Genomic DNA, 17650 nt, shown 5'->3' with positions numbered 1-17650 from the left:
CATCGATCTCGATATTGGTTTGATCGTCTTTCGCCTCCAATGTGCGGCCCGTGATCTTCGTCTATCCCTTTCGAAATCATCCATCCGCGCCTCATCGACAGCTGACACATGCCGTCCTAAGCGGAATTCAGAAGCTGCGTTGATATATGACATTCGTGAAGTGTCGGGCGAACGAGAACGACGGCAGGCCGGTGATCTCTAAGCCCAGCCGACATGCTCCCGCTTTATCAGTTTGAGAAACAGGTCAAACCAAAAATGGTATTCGGGGTTACCATGATCACCCCACGTCTCAAGCGCACAATAGGCGACTGATGTGATCCCATCTTCGCCATGCCGGTCGATTGCCAACTCGATCGCTTCGGCTTCGGTCATGGTGAACCAATCTTCGTTGGTGATGTAATCCATGCTCATGATTTGTTTCCTCGCTGTCAATCGATCGTTTCCGCCCCAGCAGAACGTCGCCAGCTCTGCCGTCTCGTTGTCATCGCAATCAGAGCTGTGATCAGGGCAATGGTGCGGGTTCTAAGCCGTGACGGAAGCCGCAAAGTTGCCTCGACAGAGCGGCGATTCCTGCTTGTCAGGGTCAAAAAAATGGGAGTACAGGCGCGCCTCCATTAGGGTCTCTCCAGTAAAAGCCAAAATTATCTGAATTTAAGATACCTGAAAATCAGATATAATGAAAGACCCCATCTTTCCCAAGGATGGGTGGCACAGGTGGCGAAGACCCTAGGCAGTGAACGACACAAAGCGCTGATTGCTTTGTTGATTGCAAAGCGTGAGGCTGCAGGCCTGACCCAGACCGAACTCGCTGAAAGACTTGGAGAATATCAGTCGTTCGTCGCGAGACTTGAGAGCGGCCAACGCAGAGTGGACGTTGTCGAATTTCTAGAGCTATCCCAGATTCTGGACTTCGACGCATTTGACGTTCTTCGCGCGATCTCGCGAACCGGATAAAGCTTGCTAGCCGCGTTAGGGTATCGCGGACAACGAAGCCAAATGGGGTTCACAACATCGTTTCAACGTTCCCATCGAAACATCGGTCTTGACGTTCAACACGCTAGGGATCCATGTCGGTGGTCGGCCCGAAAGCGCCGATAGCTATCAAGATCGGCAGTGACGATGCGAAGGACAGCATCGCGTTCTCCCGTCGTCAGATAGCATTCCATGACTTTAGGGAACCGTCTGACATCGTGGCTGCCGACACGGCCAGCGTTCCCAATTGGGGAAATCTTTCTTGTTCCCAAGATGGGAATATGTTACACAATGCCTATGCAGATCATCGCCAAGTCGACATTGAGGAAGTTCTGGGAAATCCATCCCCAAGCCGAAACCCCATTGAAGACCTCGTATGCGATTGTCGGTAAAGCGGCCCGGAGCGGCCCTGCGGATGTCAAAAAGATGTTTGGAGCGAACGTCGATTTCGTCAGCGATAATCGCATCATCTTCGATTTCTCAGGCGACAAGTATCGCCTGATCGTCCACATCGCCCATCCATGTCAACGGGTGCTGGTCAAATTCGTCGGTACCCATACGAATTATCATATCATCCCGGAGACAGTGTAATGGACAACATCCGCGCCATCAGGAACGATGGAGACCTTGCCTGGGCTACTGGCGAGGTTGAGCGGTATTTCGATAACCCTCCCGCCTTGGGTACGCCGGATGCAGATCGCTTCGATATCCTTTCCGCTCTTATCGAGGCCTACGAGAATCGTCACTATTCGATCGAAGCCCCGGAGCCCGTCGAGCTGATCAAGGCCCACATGAAGATGAGCGGGCGAAAGCAATCCGATCTAGCTAAACTCTTCGGCTCCAAGTCGCGCGCTTCCGAGATTTTGAACCGGAAGCGCGCCCTCACTGTGGATATGATCCACAAGCTGAACAAGGAATGGGGCATCCCTTCCGATTACCTAGTCCGACCTTACCATCTTGTATCTGAGGCGGCGTAGTCAGCACAAATCCGAACGGCCCACTGCCAGATTCAGCGTCTCGAACATGCTCTGCTCACACCCGATGCGATTTCAGAGCTGCCGGCAAAACGTGCGCCGCTAAAGTCTGAAACTCGCTCTTGCATTTAGACTCCATCAGCATGCCCGCCTTGTTTGACGTCGCCGACGATACAGCCGCTTTCACCCGCCGGGTAATCGGCGGATCCGAATAGCCGGCGCGGAAAGCTCCCTGCTGCTCCGGCATCAGTATAGAAGCCGCCGATGCTGTCAGCGGTGCGTGCCCGACCCGACGGCGCGGCAGTATCCGTTACAACGGGACCAAACTTTACACGATGCACAAAACGGCGAGCTCTCGGAACCGGGCTGCCGTCGCGCCCAGCCATTGCTACTGGGTGGCCGGAGGTTGTGCATCGGTGACGTCATAGGTCCAGACCCGGAAAGACTTCAAGACGTGTGGACCGAAGGAAACTATGAGCGGGACGTCAGCTGCGTCCCGACCTCGGGCGACCACGATGCGACCGATGCGCGGCACGTTATTGCGCGGATCGAACGTCATCCATCGACCGCCAAGAAAAACTTCGATCCAGGCGCTAAAATCCATTGGGTCGAGGATCGGCACGCCAATATCGCCCAAGTGACCGTTGATATAGCGTGCCGGAATATTCATGCAGCGGCAGAAGGCAATGGCCAGATGAGCATAATCGCGGCAGACGCCGATACGCTCTTCGTAGGCTTCCAGCGCCGTCCGCGTCGAGCGGGCGTTCTGATAGCCGAAGATGATGTGTCGGTGAACGAAATCGCATATCGCCTGCACCCTGCCCCATCCCGGCGCGACGTTGCCGAACCTGTCCCATGCGATCTGGCTCAAACGGTCGGTCTCACAATAACGGCTTCCCATCAGGTAGATGAGGCAATCGTCCGGCAGCTCACCGACTGCGATCTCCTGCGCATCCCAAAAAGCAGGATCATGGGTACCGCTGTCTTCAAGGGTTCCGTCCCCCCATATCTGCAGGTCGCCCGTCGGCGCGATGAAGCGGCGGCAGACATTGCCGAACAAATCCAGATAGGTGGTGGTTGCTATCTCAGGGCTTGTCACAACAACATCCGGCGATCGAACATCAGCCGAGCGCTCGGGACGCGGCGTCAGCATGGTCAGCATCGGTGTCGGTTGTGCGCAAGTTACGGTAATGTCGTACCCATAGCGGATGAGCATAAGGTCATATCCCTGACGCTCGCTATGGCGGATTGAACGGGGCGTCGCCGTCAACCGTGGCGGAGTGTCCGCATGTCTTTCATCATATTAGAACACGGTGGTCGGAACGACAAACGCCAAATAGCTGAAAGGCGAAACGATGTCTGGCGGGTCGCAACGATGTGAGAAGGAACCTCCGCGCGAGGGGCGACGGTCTATGTGACGGTCGGAGCGCCGCGGACGGCGGTTGCCTTTTGGCGGCACCGTGTTCGAAACGCCCGCCCCGGCTAGCCCTGTTGGAGGCCGGCGGACGAAGCAAGCGTCCGGGTTCGGCATGCTTCTTGCCTTCCTGCAACTGTTCTAAACGAAGTACGACCAATAGAGGATGGGTTGTGGAAAGTTTGGGTTGACCGCTTTCGATGGTGAGGCGACACTTCAACCCGCAGCAAGGCAGGAGGAAAAATGATGGACGAGCCAGACCGCTGGCGCCACATGGCAAGCGCGCCGAAAGACGGCAGTCGGATCCTCGTCACGGTCCGCCCGTCCGAACAGGGGCCGGCAGAAGTCGACCTCGCCTACTGGTCGAATGGCGATCAGTTCGGCGTAGAAGGCTGGCGCGCCTCTGATTCCTCGCCCGGCCGCGTCATCGAATATGCCGAGCCGGAGCTGAAGTGCTGGATGCCGATGCCCTCGGCTAATCTCAATCGCACCTCGATGCCCTCACCCTGGGAAGGCGACGACACCCAGCAGCTCGACGGGTCAGGGATTTAAGAACCCGCGCCGCCGCGTTGCGATCCGATACCCGGCGCGTGGCATAAGGTCAGCTCTGTCCAGACAACGGGCGCCGTCGGCCAAGCCCGTCGTAGGCTAAACTATGTTTGTTTCCGGGGGGCTACACGGCGCAAGTGATGCCGATCAGCCGACTTTCCTTTTTCAAGGCGAAGCCTTGCAGATAAGGGTACGATACGTAATAACGTATCCCTACACCCAAATGACTGCGGTGCTGGCGAAATAGATAGAAAACCTTTCTTCAATGCGGCGTGGAAGAGCGCATAAAGTATGGGAATGCCGAAAACTAGTTCCGACGACACGCAGCAGCTTCCTGAGATCAAAAACCGAGCAGACTTCCAACTTGCCGCGGTTCAAGCGCATGATATTGCAAACCAGGGTTTCAGCGTTTCAATCTTTGCGGCCCTGCTTTTGCTCTGTGCTCTGATTGCAAATACGTTCAGCCTTAACCCAATTTGGGTGGCTTTCTTTTGCAATAACGCCGCTGCACTTATCCTGTTTGGCACCGGGCTTCGATCTGCCTACGACGTTGCAGAGTGGCGTCGAAAGAAAGCCGGTCTCGCCGGTATGCGGCTCGGGAAACCCGCGCAATGGCTCATTGCTTTCGTGACGTCGCCGTGGTCGCAGCGGGAGACGGAAGGGCCCGATCTGATCGAGCGATGGACGGGAAGCGCTTTCTTCGCGGGGCGATCACTCCTGTTGCGGATCGGAGCCAGCCCGCTCCGGGTCGCCGGTCTATCCATGTTCGCATGCTTGATCGTCTACACCGGCTGGACATTGAAGGCGGATAGCGCTGCGATCGGAACGCCGTTCCTCGTCGTCATTGCGGCCTGTCTGGCTTTCGCCTTTCTTCTGCTTGTGACGGAAAGACGACTCGCTGCGACCGATGCAGCGGAGTGGCCCGAGGCAAGAGCAATTTCGCAATTGGCGCGCGTGCCCATTTTCGTGCTCGTCCTGTCTTGCTTCTGCCTGTTCCTGAGCGCGCGCGGATCGGGACTGCCCATCAAACTCCTGGCGGCGTTGGGAGGCTTTGTCGCACTCGTCGGGCTTGAGTTCCTGTTCCGCGCGATCGCCTCCATGTTCCGCCCGCAAAACGACAGCCGCGAGCCGACATTGATCGCCACCAGCCTTGTCGCCGGCACGCTTCAGTGGCCGCCTCAGCTTTTGGTCGGCATCCAATCTGAATTGCGAACCAAACACGGCATCGACCTTCGGCAGATTTGGGCTTTCTCGTTCATTCGAAAGACCGCTCCGGCCATCATTCTTGGAACACTCCTTCTGGGTTGGCTGTTGAGCGGCGTGCGCGAAATTCCGATGACCGGCCGTGGCGTTTATGAGCGGTTCGGCAAGGCTGAGGACATTCTGCATTCCGGCCTTCACATCGGTCTTCCGTGGCCGTTCGGCCGTGTCATTGCCATCGAGAACGGCAGCGTGCACGAGCTGGCAACCTCCGTCAGCACGAACGGCAATGGCGAGCCGCTGGCCGATGCCGAAGGACTAGCGCCGGAAAGTGCGAACCGGCTATGGGATGCCTCGCACATCAGCGAGAAATCGCAGGTCATCGCCAGCGGCACCGGCGGCGAGCAAAGCTTTCAGATCGTCAACATGGACGTCCGCTTCGTCTACCGTATCGGTCTTTCGGACCAGGCGGCAATGAAGGCCGCCTATCGGGTCGCCGATCTGCCGGCCTTGATCGAAAGCACAGCGAACCGGGTATTGGTGCATGATTTTGCCAGAAGAACGCTTAACGATGTCTTGAGCGAGGGCCGGTTGTCACTGGCAGGCGATATTGCCTCAACAGTTCAGAAGAGCATGGACGAGTTGAACAGCGGTGTCGAAATCCTGGCGGTGGTCATCGAGGCCATCCACCCACCCGCCGGCGCAGCCAATGCATTTCACGGTGTCCAGGCGGCAGAGATCAGCGCCGAGGCACTGGTTGCGCGCGAGCGGGGAGCCGCAGCCGAACAGACGAACGAGGCGCAATTGAATGCCAGCCTCCGACAGGACGATGCGATCGCGAAGGCAAGGGAAGGAATCGCGGCTTCGGAGGTCGCAAAGCTGCGCTTCCAGGCCGAGCAATCGGCCTTCCACGAGGCGGGACAGGCATTTCTGACAGAGGAATACTTCAATCAACTAGCGATGGGATTATCCCATTCAAAGGCTCTTGTCATCGATCACCGCATCGGCGGGAGCATCACTCCGACCCTCGATCTCCGGAGCATGATGCTACCGCTCGATCCCAAAACAAATGCCGAGCCTAACACTCCATACCAAAGCGAAGAAACCGGCCGATGACTGACGCGCACGCCCATCCGGACTCGGACCATCACGGTCACGATCATCATCATTCTCACGGCGATGATCACAACGAGACGATGCCCTTTCGGTGGTCCCGCCTGATCGTCGCGATGATCGTCGTCGCCATCATTCTGGTTGCCGCCTGCCTCGTCCAGGTGAGATCGGGAGCCGCGACCGTCATCACCCGGTTTGGCAATCCCGCTCGCGTTCTGATCGATCCGGGTCTCGCCTTCCGGCTTCCCATTCCCCTGGAAAAGACCATCGACGTCGATCTGCGCGCCAAATCAACGTCCAGCGGCCTGCAGGATGTCGGGACCAAGGATGGGCTGCGGATCATCGCGCAGGCCTATGCGATCTGGCAGGTTCCCTCCGATCCGGATGCCATCAAGCGCTTCGTGCGGTCGGTTCAGAACCAGCCGGATCAGGCGGCAGTGCAAATCCGCACGTTCCTCGGGTCATCGCTTGAAACCACAGCCAGCAATTTCGACCTGTCGTCGCTGATCAATCCCGATCCGAACAAGCTTCGGATCGATGCGTTGGAAGCACAGCTCAAGGCCCAGATCGTGCAGCAATTGTTCGACACTTATGGCTTGCGGGTTGTCGATGTCGGTATCGAGCGCCTGACGTTACCGTCGGTGACGCTAAACGCCACCGTCGACCGCATGCGGGCCGAGCGTGAGACCATCGCCACCGAGCGAGCGGCGGTCGGCAAGCGTCAGGCCGCGGAAATTCGCTCCGCAGCCGAACGCGACGCGAGAGTCCTGCGGGCGGACGCGACCGTGAAGGCTGCCGATATAGAAGCCAAATCCCGCGTCGAAGCGGCGCAGATTTATGGAACTGCCTATAAGAGCGCGCCGGAGCTTTACGAACTGCTTCGCTCGCTCGACACGCTCGGCACGATCGTCAATTCCAACACGCGCCTTGTCCTACGCACCGATGCCGCGCCGTTCCGGGCTTTGATCGATGGTCCACCCAGCGCCGCGTCGGCAGGCGGAGCACGTTAGAGATGAATGCGGTCGGGGATAGGAATTCGGCGGCGCAACATCAGGCTGTTCGTCTGGTTTCCGTGCTGCTGTCCACCATCGTGGTGCTGGCGGCCGTCGGCTGGGCGACATCCAATATCAGGGAGATCGCACCGCAAAGCCGGGCCGTTGTCCTGCGCCTGGGCGCCTTGGATAGGGTACAGGAATCTGGCCTGCTATGGGCCCTGCCCGCGCCTTTCGAAAAGGTTTTGCTTCTGCCCAACGCCGCAACGGTCTTGGAACGCCGGATCAACGGATTGCTTCGCTCGCCTCCGGCTCAGAGCGGCGAGGCCGACGCTTCAATGGAAAGCGATACCCTGGCGGGATCGGGATACCTGCTGACCGCCGACGCGAGTGTCGTTCAGCTCGACATCCGCGTCTTCTATCGGGTGACTGACCCCTTCACCTACGTCCTGCAAGAGGAGCACGTCCTTCCGGCACTGGACCGCCTCGTGACCCGAAGCGCCGTTGTGATCTGCGCTTCACGCGATCTGGACAGCGTTCTGGTCGCCCGCCCGGAGCTGGTCTCCGCCGGCAGCGATATCGCCGAGCGTCGCGAGCGTTTGCGCGCCGACCTGGTGAGCAGCATCAATAGCAGTCTAAACTCCCTGAAAGCGAAGGGCACAGGTCTCGGGATCGAGATCGACCGCGCCGATGTTCAATCCGCGCTCCCGACGCCGGCCGTTAGCGCATTCGACGGGGTGCTGACGGCAAGCCAGCAGGCGGAGCAGGCCATTGCGTCAGCGCAAAACGACGCGGAAAAGGACAAGCAGGCCGCCGATCAGGAAGCCGACCGGATCGTGCAGGTGGCAGAAGCGCAATCCAGCGAACGGCTGTCAAAGGCGCGTGCCGACACGGCCACCGTCACCGGCTTTGCCAACGCGCAAGGGTCCGATAGCGACCCCGGTCTTCTCTGGCGCCTCTATCGGGATCGCGTTGGCAAAATCCTGTCGCAGGCAGGCTCGGTGGTCACGGTCGATCCCCGGGACGACGCACGGCTCATTCTGCAGGGAGCCGACAAATGAGTGTCGCGACCGATCATTCGCACGGCTCCCACGGCCACGCGCACCATCATGGCCATATGCTCAGCACCGGCCTGCTGACCGCCAACGAAAAGCAGGCGGCGGCCGTTCAGCTCACACTCGCCATGATCGCCTTGAGCTTGCTCGCGCTCGGCATCGGCTGGCGCTGGCTTGCGCCTGACGAAGAGGGCGTCAGCCAGCTTCTGCTGGCGGCTGCCTCGCTGATCGTCGCAGTTCCGGTCATACGGTCCGGTTGGCATAGTCTGCGCCATCCAAGCCTGCACGGCATCACCGATCAGTTGATCGCCCTGGCGATGCTGGCTGCCTGGGCGACGGGCGATCTGCTGACCGCCGCACTCCTGCCGATCATCATGATATTCGGCCATGTGCTGGAGGAGCGCAGCGTCATCGGATCAAAAGAAGCGATGGAGGCGCTGGCACGTCTGACCCGCAGCCACGCGCGGCTGATCGCACCGGACGGCCGGACGCGTGAAGTCGACAATGTATCTCTAAAGCCCGGCGATTTGGTGGAGGTAAGAGCGGGAGACCGCATTCCCGCCGATGGTCGCGTCAGGGAGGGACAGGCAAGCCTCGACACCGCGCCAATCACCGGCGAATCCTTGCCTCTCGAAGTCTCCGCCGGGATGGACGTCTTCGGTGGCGCGATCAACCTGGACGGTCGTCTTGAGATCGAGGTGACCCGAACAGGTGAGGATTCGACGCTTGGAAAAGTCATCGCGCTGATGCAGCGCGCGGAAAGTTCAAAGCCGCCTATTACCCGGCTCTTGGAGCGTTACGCCCAGCAATATCTGGCATTCGTGTTGACGATAGCGGCCATCGCCTGGTTCCTCACCTACAATGACCAGATCATGCTTGCGATCCTGGTTGCTGCCTGCCCTTGCGCCCTGGTCCTGTCCGCGCCGGCAACGGCGATTGCCGGTATCGCAGTCGCCGCGCGCCACGGCATCCTCATCCGTAGCTCGGCATTTCTCGAAGAGCTGGCAGACCTGACCTCCTTGGTCATCGACAAGACCGGCACCCTCACCTTCGGCCGGCTTCGGCTGAAGGACATCAGGCTTACCGCCGATACGGATCGAGAGATCGTTCGGGCCTTGGCCGCCTCTCTGGGCGCTGCCAGCAGTCATCCGGTGAGCCGAGCGCTGGCCTTGCTCGTCGCCCATGATGCTTATCACCCCCTGACGAGCGTTCGGGAATTTCAAGGTTTGGGCGTCGTTGCGAGCACGGCAATGGGTGAAGTGGCCCTCGGACGTCCCCAATTGTTTGAACGCCTGTCCGTCGTCGTTCCCCCGGTTCCCGTGCATGACGGTCCGCTCGCGGGCATGTCGATCGGCGGAAATTTTGTCGCCTGGCTTCTCCTGTCGGACACGATCAAGCCCGAAGCAGCGGCTGCGATGACGGAGTTGCGGGCGCTCGGGCTCCATCGACAGCTTCTACTCACCGGCGACCGCCAATCGGTCGCACATACCCTCGCGCGCGAGATCGGCATAACCGACATCGCGGCTGAGGCCTTGCCCGCAGACAAGCTGAAGCGCGTGCTAAGCGAGACGAAAAGCGGCTTCAAACCTCTTGTCGTCGGCGACGGGATCAACGACTCGCTCGCTCTCAAGGCCGGTGCCGTCGGGATTGCCTTAGGCGCGGGCGGCGCCGATATTGCGCTTGCCTCCTCGGACATCATCCTGATCGGCAGCGATCTGCGACGGCTCGGCACATGCATCCGGCTCAGCAGGCTCTGTCGCCGGACGCTGAAAACCAACGTTATCACTGGCCTCGGTTGGACAGTGGCGATCGTCGTATTGGCGGGCTTCGGTTTTCTCGGAGCGGCGGGGGCCGTTGTCGCCGCCCTCCTGCATAATTTCAGCACACTGTTGGTGCTGGCGAACGCCGGGCGGCTGATGCGATATGACGAACCACTGGCGGCATGAGGCAAGATCTGCTGACATCATCTGCTATGCTATACACCAGCTAATGTCGATCAGTACTATCGTCACGGTTTGCCCTTTAACGTCGACGCAGCGCTCGCCTGCAGCAGACGCCAGAGTGCCGACGCTGCTGGCCCATGTGCCCGGCCGGACCGCCGGGCGGCGACCAGCTCAATCACGCCGCCGCCGAAATAGCCGTTGGCCAGAGAAATCAAACGGCCTTCCCGCAATTCGGCATCGACAAGAAAATCCGGCATGTGGCCCCAGCCAAGGCTTTGCAGGATCACTTCCTTCTTCATGAGCTGATCACTGACCGTGCAAGTCCGCGCACCTTCGATGACATAGTAGCTTCTCTCGGGCAAATTTTGCGCGCTGTCCCGAATGACACATTGAACCAGGTCCCGCATTCGTTCCGGCGACGCCTCCTCTGTCGAAAAGGGCAGAAAGTTCGGGGCAGCGACTGGAATCAGGCGAACAGGACGAAGGTTGATCGTTTCAAAGCGCGGATCACTCTGATCGACGTGATGCAGAATGAGGTCTGTAAGATCCTCCAACAGCAATTCCCATGGCCCGGAAATCGCCGCGAACTGAAGATGCAATCGAGTGGCCGGCCGACCATCGAAGAAACCACGCAGGAGTTGGAGCATTTCGGGAAGCGGCGATAGATCACCGATCACGACTCGCAACTCGCTTTCCTCACCGGCGGCGAGCTGGGCGGCATAGACCTGAAGGTCCGCCATTTCGGTGAGCACGCGTCTGGCACGCGCCAGGAACGCCTCTCCGGCGGGCGTAAGGACCATGCGATACCCAGTTCGATCAAACAGGGGGAAGCCGATCTGGCGTTCGACGTTGATGATGGCCGTATGCAGAGTTGGGTGCGTGCGGCCGAGCCGCAGCGCGGCAGCTTGCAGCGATCCCTCGGAGACGACGGCGTCGATCGAGCGGAGTTGGGCGAGCGTGAGACCATTCATGGCGATAAAGTCTACAATGTTTGGAGAAACTTTGTAAAATAAATTTTTGCCGGGCGCTTGTATGTCTTCTGAGAGGAAAAAAGGAGCAAACACATGCGCGCCATTATCATAACCCGCCCCGGCGCCGCCGAAGTTCTTAGTCTCTCCGAACGCCCGAGACCCGATCCACGATCAGGCGAAATTCTGATCGCGGTCAAGGCCTTTGGCTTGAACCGAGCGGAGCTTTACTTTCGAAGCGGTGCCTGGGGTAAGGTGGCGGAGATCAGCGGCATCGAGTGTGCCGGCAGCGTCGAGGCCGATCTCGAGGGAGGCTTTGCGCCGGGGCAAAAGGTCATTGCGCTTATGGGCGGGATGGGCCGCACCCGCAACGGCTCCTACGCGGAGTTCGTGAGCGTGCCTCGGGAAAACGTTGTCGCCATCGACACCGACCTGCCTTGGGAAGAGCTTGCGGCTCTTCCTGAATCCTACGCCACTGCTTGGACGTGCCTGGTTGGAAATCTCCAACTGGCTCCCGGCCAGACGCTGGTGATCCGAGGGGCGACTTCTGCGCTTGGCCAGGCGGCCTTGAACATCGCAAGAGGTTTGGGAGTGAGAACGGTCGCCACCACGCGCCGAAGGGATCGCGCTGATATGCTGTACCGGCTCGGCGCGGCGCATGTCATAATTGGCGGCAACGAATTGGCGGCGAAGTTGCATGATATCGCGCCGGCTGGCGTCGATGCGGTGCTGGACCTTATCGGTACCACGACCATGCTCGATTCTCTGGCGGCGGTTCGGCGGGGCGGTCGCGTTTGCCTGGCAGGGTTTCTTGGCGGCGGCGCGCCGTTGCCCCAGTTTGATCCTGTCTTCCAAATGCCGAGCGGCGCCCACCTCAGCGCATTCGCCAGCGCGCTCGTCTTCGGCACCCAGGATTATCCACTCAGCGAGATTCCGTTCCAGCAAATCGCCGACAATGCGGCCCGAGGGCTCTATCAGGCAAAGCCTGCCCGCGTGTTTCGTTTCGAAGATATCCAGGCAGCGCACAGGCTGATGGAGACGGACGAGGCCGGTGGAAAGGTAGTCGTGCGCATGTGAAGACAGAGGATAGTTCGTTCGACGATGCCCCCAGCTCACCCTTTGCCCAGTGACGCGTTCGTTCTGAAGAACACGCATTTGCATAACGAAGAATGGGGAGACAGTTTTTGCCCTTGTTGGGGAAAAAGGCAGAGCCATCTTTCCTCACTGGAGGAAGTGCGCTTCCAGATCCTTAGCAAATGCCTCTGTATATGGGCTCTCTCGACGGGGTCATCTTTGCACTTTTTTCACACTCTGACGCTCAAACTTCTCCTTTTGTTCTTGGCGACACTGCCATCCCGAGAAAGACCAGCATCGCCTGATTGAGGCGCACGATGTCCTCATCGTCAAGTCGTCCGACCTGCCCGCCGATCTTCGATTTCGGAACGGTTGTGATCTTATCCACCATCAGCCGGGATGCCGTGCGCAGACCGTTGCGGTCATTCGGCTTGACAACAAGCCGGAACAACGGCGCCTCCGTCTCGTCTGATGTGAAGGCGCAAATAGTGATCGAATCCGTGGCGTCGAAACTGTCGTCCTGCACGATCACGACGGGGCGCGGCTTGCCCGCATAATCTTTGCCACCCGCGACCGTCCAGATATCGCCGCGCCTCACCCATCACCCCAATCAGACACAGCATCGACAAATGCCTGATCCTCGTCGGCATGCACGCTTGCCACAACGGCAAGCGACTGGCGGTGGGCCTCGGCCTTGAACGATGGTGCACGCACGTCCGGAACCCAGATCTGGATCGGACGCAAACCTTGGGCACGCAATCGGGCGCGATGCTCTCCGACCTTCACGCGCGAGGGAATGCGCTTTGATATAAGGGCCACGTATTTCTCCATCATTTTTGGTTACATGTAACTTATCAGAAGCCTACAAGCTTGCCAACATCCTTTCTAGAAGCGCCCCCCGGCATCGGCGCTGCGCCGAGCCGGTCTCCGCCATTTCCAATTCCATCGCCTACGAGAACCTGATGGTCCAAGCTAAGGTCGCGAAGCCCTCTGCTGTCCGAGATGTTCTCGGCCCCTCCCGATGGATCAATCTCCCACCGTTGACACTCTTGCAACGGAAAATGCCCATACGGGATGGCGAATTTTCGTTTGCGGTGGACTCGTCCAGAGCTGCTTCCCTACCTGGCAAATCGGAGGGCGTTTACGTCACCCACCCCCAGCAATGCGGCACATCGGTAATCGTGATCAGGTTGGATATTGCCGGCCTCGTCGAAAACAAACCGGAGGGAAGGCGGGCGAAGTGTCACCCGCGATCATTGATCAGCGGCTGATCGTCGCCTGCAGTGCGTCGATGGAGGACTGGATGCCTGCATCGGTGGACATGGTGAAATCTTCCATCTCGAGGCTGACCCAGTCGTCGTAGCCGACCATGCGAACTACAGAGAAAAACTCCTTCCACCATTGCAGATCATGGCCGGCGCCGACGGCGACGTAGTTCCATGTGCGGTTGGCGACGTCGGTGACGTCCTTCAGCTCAAGCAAGCCATTCACGTCAGCCAGGCCGCGTTCGATGCGAGTATCCTTGCCGTGGCAGTGGTGGATCGCGCTCCCGAGCGCGCGCGCCGATGCGATCGGATCAGCACCCATCCACATCAGATGCGACGGGTCGAGGTTCATACCGACTGTCGAACCAACCTCGTTGCGCAGGCGGAACAGGGTCTCCGGGTTCCAGACGAGCATCGCCGAGAAATTCTCCAGCGCATATTTCTCGACGCCGACTTCGCCTGCAAGCCTCACAAGATCGTGCCAGAGCGGAAAGGCGCGATCTTCCCACTGGTAGCGGTCGCGCTCCGGCATCTCGTTCGGCCAGCTCTTGGTGTAGACGAGCCAGTTCGGCACCATGTCGCCGGGACCGGCCTCCGGCAGACCGGACATGGTAACGATCTTCTTCACACCGATTTCGCCTGCAAGCCGGATCGTGTCCTCCATCTCCTTGCGGTGGCGCTTGCCCATGTCGCCTGGATCGAGGGGATTGGCGGAGCAATTGAGGGCGGCGATTTGCAGGCCGCGGACCTCGATCTCCTTGAGTTTGGATTTGAGCAGACCCTTATCGGCCAGGAGCTCATCGGCCCGGAAGTGCGGACCGCGTGACCAGCCGCCGCCGGTCATCTCGATACCCTCGACGCCGAGCTTCACGCATTTGTCGAGCATATCCGTGAAGGAGAGGTCGCCCATAACGTCGGTACAAATAGAGAGTTTCATCGTGTTGTCTTTCAAAACAAGGAGGGTGAGGACGCGCCTAGGAGTAGGACGGAGGAAGTCCGGCACGTCCTCTGCTGGGTCACTGGAAGTCGACCCAAGCGGCGCCCGCGTCAGCCGAGCGGACGCAGTTTTCCAGCCAACGCACACCTTCGGTGCCGGCCTTGATGCCCGGATAGTGATGGCCCTGAAGGAAAGCCTCGTCTCCACGGCGTTTGGCATCTATGGCCTGGGCAATCCAGAGGTAGATATTCGACCAGCTATCCCCCAGGCCCTCGGTGTGCAGCGCGCCCATGCGGTCGACGGCAAGGCTTTCCTCCTCGAGGTATGGCATGCCGTGATGCAGCGTGCGGTTCGGCTCGCCCTGCACTTCGTAGATCAACTGGTCGGGTTGAGCGTCGGACCATTCGACCGACGCCTTGGAGCCGACGAAGCGGTAGCGCTGCGAACCCATGTTCCCCGCATTCACCGAGGATACCCAGAGGCGACCGCGGGCGCCGTTGTCGTAGTGCATAAGAACGGTGGCATGGTCCTCGAGTGGAGCCCGGGTCGGGATGAAGGCCTTGCGGTCACAAAGCAGCTTGTCGATCTTCATGTGCGGCAGCACGACTTCGGAGAGGTAGTAAAGGTGCGTCCCAATATCGCCAAGCACGAAGGTCGAGCCGGCGGTCTTGGGATTGGTGCGCCATTTAAGGGCTTCCCCTGCGCCGGTGTCGTCGCCCGCGTTGAAGCCATGGCTATATTGCATGTCGACGATCCGGATGTCACCGAGCATGCCCTTCTTGACCATCGCCGCCATCTGATGAACTAGTGGATGGCCGGTAAAGCCGTAAGTGACACCGACGATCAGGCCGTTTTTCTCCGCCAGCTTCGCGACCTCGTCGCATTCCGCGACGGTGAAGAACAGAGGCTTCTCGCAAATCACATGGAGACCGGCTCCAAGGCAGGCCTTGGTGATCTCGTAGTGTGTGAAGTTCGGCGTGGCGATCGAAACGACCTCGACGCCGTCCTCGCGTCCGGCCTCGCGGGCGATCAGTTCCTTGTAGTCGGCATAGCATCGGTCCGCCGCGACGCCGATCCTCATGCCGAAGTCGCGTCCGCGCTCGGCATCAAGGTCGAAGGCTCCGCAGACCAGCCGATAGGTGCCGTCCCGCTGAGCGCCGGTTCTATGCTTGTATCCCACCTGCCCAGTGCGGCCGCCGCCGACCATGCCCCAGCGCAGGGGGCGCTCGATCTGTCTTTCTCCGTTGATCATCCTCTGTCCTTCCAGGAGTAGTGTCCGTGAATTTCAAGTGGCGGCACAGCCGCGTCGGCCTCGGCTACAGCGCGCCGAGGGCTCACTGGGGCGCTGGCTGCAGACGGGCCTATCCGCTGTCATTTGGCCGCCCAGTACTTGTCGACGAAACGCTGCATCTCCGAGCGCATGAACTTGCCGGAGTGGTCGGCCTTGTCCTCCCATGCAAAGACGCAGGCGGTCATGATACCGTCGAAACCGACCTCAGCCAGGGTGCCGAAAAAATCGTCCCACGGAACCTCGCCCTGACCGATGTTGAGGTGCTGATGCACGCGGGCGTTCGTGCCGGGAGGATTGAGGATATACCGAAGTCCGGAGGACGCCCTATGATTGAAGGTGTCGCCGACGTGGACATGGGCGAGCACGTCCTTGGCCTCGCGCAGCATCGCCTTGGTGTCGTCGCCGAAGTAGAATGTGTGCGGCGCGCAATAGAGAAACTTGACGTTCTTCGAGTTCACGGTCCGGATGATATCCAATGCCGGCTGAAGCGTTTCGCACCAGTCTTCCGGGTGCGGTTCGACGTGCATGTTGATGCCTTCGCGTTCGAGGACCGCCACGAGTTCGTCCATCGAGCGCCACCAGGCATCCTCGCAGGCTTCGATCATCGATCCGGTATGGCAGCAATAGCAGGAGCCTCTATCCGGGTGAGGACCGCGCCCGAATTCGGAATTCATAGTATCGACGCCGAGTTCGACGCAGATTTCGATGGCGCGCTTCCAATGCTTGACCGCGGCCTGCCGCTCGGCCTCGTCGTTGGACGCCCAGCGGTACATCGGCAGGAGAGAGGCAATGCCTACATTCGCGTCCGCGAGCGCCTTCTTGAAGGACTTGATCCGCGAGGGGAAAACGCGCGGCGCCTTGAACCATTCGAGGAAGTCCGCCCTGGGGCTGAGTTCGATCCACTCGTAGCCAAGTTCGGCGACCTTCGAAGGGAGTTCCTCAAGGGAAAGATGTCGATGCATAAATGGGTCGAGCGCGATTTTCATGATTGATCACCTCTAAAATGGTTGCACTTGACAGCCCCACCCGCGATGGCGGGTGAGCCGGTTTTGATTGTCTGGCCGTGTTCGTTTGGCCGATCGCTCAGACCGCCGGGGAATGGTCGTCATTCGCGGATGAATGAGCCTCGATCTCAGCCTCCAGTTCGGCCATCGCCTCCCCGCCTGCCATGAGATCGGTGATCTCCTCCCTCGTCTTTTCGCCCTTGCGGAAGTCGGCCGCCTTCTCGCCCTTGATCAGGACAGCGAAATGATCACCGACCGTCATCGCGTGAATGACGTTGTGCGTAATGAAGATGACTGCCAGTCCGCGACGCCGCGCTTCGAGAACGATGCGAAGCACGTGGGCGGCTTCCTTGACTCCGAGTGCTGCCGTTGGCTCGTCGAGGATCAGCACCCTGGCGCCGAAATGGACCGCCCGGGCAATCGCCAGCGACTGGCGTTCCCCGCCCGACAGTCCGCCGATCAGGCGATCGCCGTCGTCGATACGGGTAATGCCGAATTCGCGCACCGCCTTCACCGCGATGTCGTTTGCCGTTTTGCGGTCGTAGATCTTGAATGGGCCGAAGCCCTTGGTCGGCTCACGACCGACGAAGAACGAGCGGCCGATGCTCATCAGCGGGAACGTGCCGCCGAACTGGTGCACTGTCGCGATGCCCATATCGGCGGCCTCGCGCGGGTTGTTGAAGATCAGCGGCTTGCCTTCGAACCTCACGGTCCCGCTCGTCGGCTTGTAGACGCCGGCAAATGTCTTGATGAGAGTGGACTTGCCTGCACCATTGTCTCCAAGAAGACAAAGGACCTCCCCCGGATGGACTTTCAACGTGATGTCATGAAGGACATCGATCGGACCAAAGGACTTGTTGACGTTTTCGAGTTCAAGAAGAGGCGTTCTCATATCCTGA

General features: G+C 59.6%; 18 protein-coding genes and 1 pseudogene. 9 read left to right on the top strand and 10 right to left on the bottom strand.

From position 1 onward, the window contains the following. Nucleotides 1-198: 198 nt before the first annotated feature. A complete protein-coding gene (locus tag FHT28_RS09790) occupies nucleotides 199-411 on the bottom strand; it encodes a hypothetical protein (protein ID WP_246704822.1) in 213 nt (70 codons plus the stop codon). Between the two features lie 303 nt (nucleotides 412-714). Between FHT28_RS09790 and FHT28_RS09785 the strand changes: the two genes are divergently transcribed. Then, on the top strand, nucleotides 715-954 hold the full coding sequence (locus FHT28_RS09785; protein ID WP_348644979.1) for a helix-turn-helix transcriptional regulator: 240 nt from the start codon (nucleotides 715-717) through the stop codon (nucleotides 952-954). A gap of 15 nt (nucleotides 955-969) precedes the next feature. Here the strand turns inward: FHT28_RS09785 and FHT28_RS09780 are convergent. Then, nucleotides 970-1187 (bottom strand): annotated as a pseudogene (locus FHT28_RS09780) (Lrp/AsnC ligand binding domain-containing protein); the annotation flags it as partial. A gap of 82 nt (nucleotides 1188-1269) precedes the next feature. Here FHT28_RS09780 and FHT28_RS09775 point away from each other — a divergent pair. Together FHT28_RS09775 and FHT28_RS09770 are read left to right on the top strand one after the other, a co-directional pair. After that, the gene (locus FHT28_RS09775) at nucleotides 1270-1563 is read left to right on the top strand and encodes a type II toxin-antitoxin system HigB family toxin (RefSeq protein ID WP_168596100.1); all 294 of its coding nucleotides are present in this window, start codon (nucleotides 1270-1272) and stop codon (nucleotides 1561-1563) included. After that, complete coding sequence (locus FHT28_RS09770) at nucleotides 1563-1949, top strand: type II toxin-antitoxin system HigA family antitoxin (RefSeq protein WP_168596099.1); 387 nt, start codon at nucleotides 1563-1565, stop codon at nucleotides 1947-1949. The genes FHT28_RS09775 and FHT28_RS09770 overlap by 1 nt, the downstream gene beginning before the upstream one ends. Nucleotides 1950-2334: 385 nt before the next feature. On the opposite strand, the gene FHT28_RS09765 is transcribed toward FHT28_RS09770, so the two are convergent. Beyond that, on the bottom strand, nucleotides 2335-3162 hold the full coding sequence (locus FHT28_RS09765; protein WP_168596098.1) for a transglutaminase family protein: 828 nt from the start codon (nucleotides 3160-3162) through the stop codon (nucleotides 2335-2337). Between the two features lie 444 nt (nucleotides 3163-3606). On the opposite strand from FHT28_RS09765, the gene FHT28_RS09760 reads away from it, so the two are divergent. From FHT28_RS09760 to FHT28_RS09740, 5 genes are all read left to right on the top strand, one after another. After that, nucleotides 3607-3912, top strand: a complete 306-nt coding sequence (locus FHT28_RS09760) for a hypothetical protein (protein WP_037190746.1) — start codon at nucleotides 3607-3609, stop codon at nucleotides 3910-3912. A gap of 585 nt (nucleotides 3913-4497) precedes the next feature. Next, on the top strand, nucleotides 4498-6225 hold the full coding sequence (locus tag FHT28_RS09755; RefSeq protein WP_246704821.1) for a protease modulator HflK: 1728 nt from the start codon (nucleotides 4498-4500) through the stop codon (nucleotides 6223-6225). Next, nucleotides 6222-7232 carry a protease modulator HflC gene (locus FHT28_RS09750; RefSeq protein ID WP_047561273.1) on the top strand — a complete coding sequence of 337 codons (1011 nt, stop codon included), beginning with the start codon at nucleotides 6222-6224 and terminating at the stop codon, nucleotides 7230-7232. The genes FHT28_RS09755 and FHT28_RS09750 overlap by 4 nt, the downstream gene beginning before the upstream one ends. A 2-nt stretch (nucleotides 7233-7234) precedes the next feature. Further along, a complete protein-coding gene (locus FHT28_RS09745; protein ID WP_037190753.1) occupies nucleotides 7235-8275 on the top strand; it encodes a protease modulator HflK in 1041 nt (346 codons plus the stop codon). Next, nucleotides 8272-10215: a heavy metal translocating P-type ATPase gene (locus FHT28_RS09740; protein ID WP_168596096.1), complete on the top strand. Its 1944-nt coding sequence runs from the start codon at nucleotides 8272-8274 to the stop codon at nucleotides 10213-10215. The genes FHT28_RS09745 and FHT28_RS09740 overlap by 4 nt, the downstream gene beginning before the upstream one ends. A 62-nt stretch (nucleotides 10216-10277) precedes the next feature. On the opposite strand, the gene FHT28_RS09735 is transcribed toward FHT28_RS09740, so the two are convergent. Then, on the bottom strand, nucleotides 10278-11276 hold the full coding sequence (locus FHT28_RS09735; RefSeq protein WP_348644978.1) for a LysR family transcriptional regulator: 999 nt from the start codon (nucleotides 11274-11276) through the stop codon (nucleotides 10278-10280). On the opposite strand from FHT28_RS09735, the gene FHT28_RS09730 reads away from it, so the two are divergent. Next, entirely contained in the window at nucleotides 11277-12257 is a 981-nt protein-coding gene (locus FHT28_RS09730) for a zinc-binding dehydrogenase (protein ID WP_047561268.1), read from the top strand. Between the two features lie 241 nt (nucleotides 12258-12498). Here FHT28_RS09730 and FHT28_RS09725 read toward each other — a convergent pair whose 3' ends face one another. The 6 genes from FHT28_RS09725 to FHT28_RS09700 all read right to left on the bottom strand — a co-directional run bounded on the left by FHT28_RS09725 (nucleotide 12499) and on the right by FHT28_RS09700 (nucleotide 17643). After that, nucleotides 12499-12852, bottom strand: coding sequence for a type II toxin-antitoxin system PemK/MazF family toxin (locus FHT28_RS09725; protein ID WP_037190759.1), 354 nt, complete (start codon nucleotides 12850-12852; stop codon nucleotides 12499-12501). After that, nucleotides 12849-13073, bottom strand: coding sequence for an antitoxin MazE family protein (locus FHT28_RS09720; protein ID WP_245297591.1), 225 nt, complete (start codon nucleotides 13071-13073; stop codon nucleotides 12849-12851). Before FHT28_RS09720 ends, FHT28_RS09725 begins: the two co-directional genes overlap by 4 nt. A 441-nt stretch (nucleotides 13074-13514) precedes the next feature. Then, entirely contained in the window at nucleotides 13515-14456 is a 942-nt protein-coding gene (locus tag FHT28_RS09715; protein WP_047561264.1) for a sugar phosphate isomerase/epimerase, read from the bottom strand. A gap of 79 nt (nucleotides 14457-14535) precedes the next feature. Next, nucleotides 14536-15708: a Gfo/Idh/MocA family oxidoreductase gene (locus FHT28_RS09710; protein ID WP_037190764.1), complete on the bottom strand. Its 1173-nt coding sequence runs from the start codon at nucleotides 15706-15708 to the stop codon at nucleotides 14536-14538. Between the two features lie 119 nt (nucleotides 15709-15827). Continuing rightward, nucleotides 15828-16733, bottom strand: coding sequence for a sugar phosphate isomerase/epimerase (locus FHT28_RS09705; RefSeq protein WP_037190766.1), 906 nt, complete (start codon nucleotides 16731-16733; stop codon nucleotides 15828-15830). Nucleotides 16734-16830: 97 nt separating this feature from the next. Next, the gene (locus FHT28_RS09700; RefSeq protein ID WP_047561262.1) at nucleotides 16831-17643 is read right to left on the bottom strand and encodes an ATP-binding cassette domain-containing protein; all 813 of its coding nucleotides are present in this window, start codon (nucleotides 17641-17643) and stop codon (nucleotides 16831-16833) included. Nucleotides 17644-17650 lie beyond the last annotated feature (7 nt).

The sequence above is a fragment of the Rhizobium sp. SG570 genome (genome assembly GCF_012275345.1).
Lineage (GTDB): Bacteria > Pseudomonadota > Alphaproteobacteria > Rhizobiales > Rhizobiaceae > Rhizobium > Rhizobium lusitanum.
Note: the sequence above shows the minus strand (reverse complement) of the source record. Positions and strands in the feature narration are given on the sequence as shown.

Bases quoted from the DNA above. Each gene is read 5' to 3' on its own strand.
- FHT28_RS09790 (WP_246704822.1), bottom strand. From the start codon at position 411: ATGAGCATGGATTACATCACCAACGAAGATTGGTTCACCATGACCGAA.
- FHT28_RS09775 (WP_168596100.1), top strand. From the start codon at position 1,270: ATGCAGATCATCGCCAAGTCGACATTGAGGAAGTTCTGGGAAATCCAT.
- FHT28_RS09770 (WP_168596099.1), top strand. From the start codon at position 1,563: ATGGACAACATCCGCGCCATCAGGAACGATGGAGACCTTGCCTGGGCT.
- FHT28_RS09765 (WP_168596098.1), bottom strand. From the start codon at position 3,162: ATGCTCATCCGCTATGGGTACGACATTACCGTAACTTGCGCACAACCG.
- FHT28_RS09760 (WP_037190746.1), top strand. From the start codon at position 3,607: ATGGACGAGCCAGACCGCTGGCGCCACATGGCAAGCGCGCCGAAAGAC.
- FHT28_RS09755 (WP_246704821.1), top strand. From the start codon at position 4,498: ATGCGGCTCGGGAAACCCGCGCAATGGCTCATTGCTTTCGTGACGTCG.
- FHT28_RS09750 (WP_047561273.1), top strand. From the start codon at position 6,222: ATGACTGACGCGCACGCCCATCCGGACTCGGACCATCACGGTCACGAT.
- FHT28_RS09745 (WP_037190753.1), top strand. From the start codon at position 7,235: ATGAATGCGGTCGGGGATAGGAATTCGGCGGCGCAACATCAGGCTGTT.
- FHT28_RS09740 (WP_168596096.1), top strand. From the start codon at position 8,272: ATGAGTGTCGCGACCGATCATTCGCACGGCTCCCACGGCCACGCGCAC.
- FHT28_RS09730 (WP_047561268.1), top strand. From the start codon at position 11,277: ATGCGCGCCATTATCATAACCCGCCCCGGCGCCGCCGAAGTTCTTAGT.
- FHT28_RS09715 (WP_047561264.1), bottom strand. From the start codon at position 14,456: ATGAAACTCTCTATTTGTACCGACGTTATGGGCGACCTCTCCTTCACG.
- FHT28_RS09710 (WP_037190764.1), bottom strand. From the start codon at position 15,708: ATGATCAACGGAGAAAGACAGATCGAGCGCCCCCTGCGCTGGGGCATG.
- FHT28_RS09705 (WP_037190766.1), bottom strand. From the start codon at position 16,733: ATGAAAATCGCGCTCGACCCATTTATGCATCGACATCTTTCCCTTGAG.
- FHT28_RS09700 (WP_047561262.1), bottom strand. From the start codon at position 17,643: ATGAGAACGCCTCTTCTTGAACTCGAAAACGTCAACAAGTCCTTTGGT.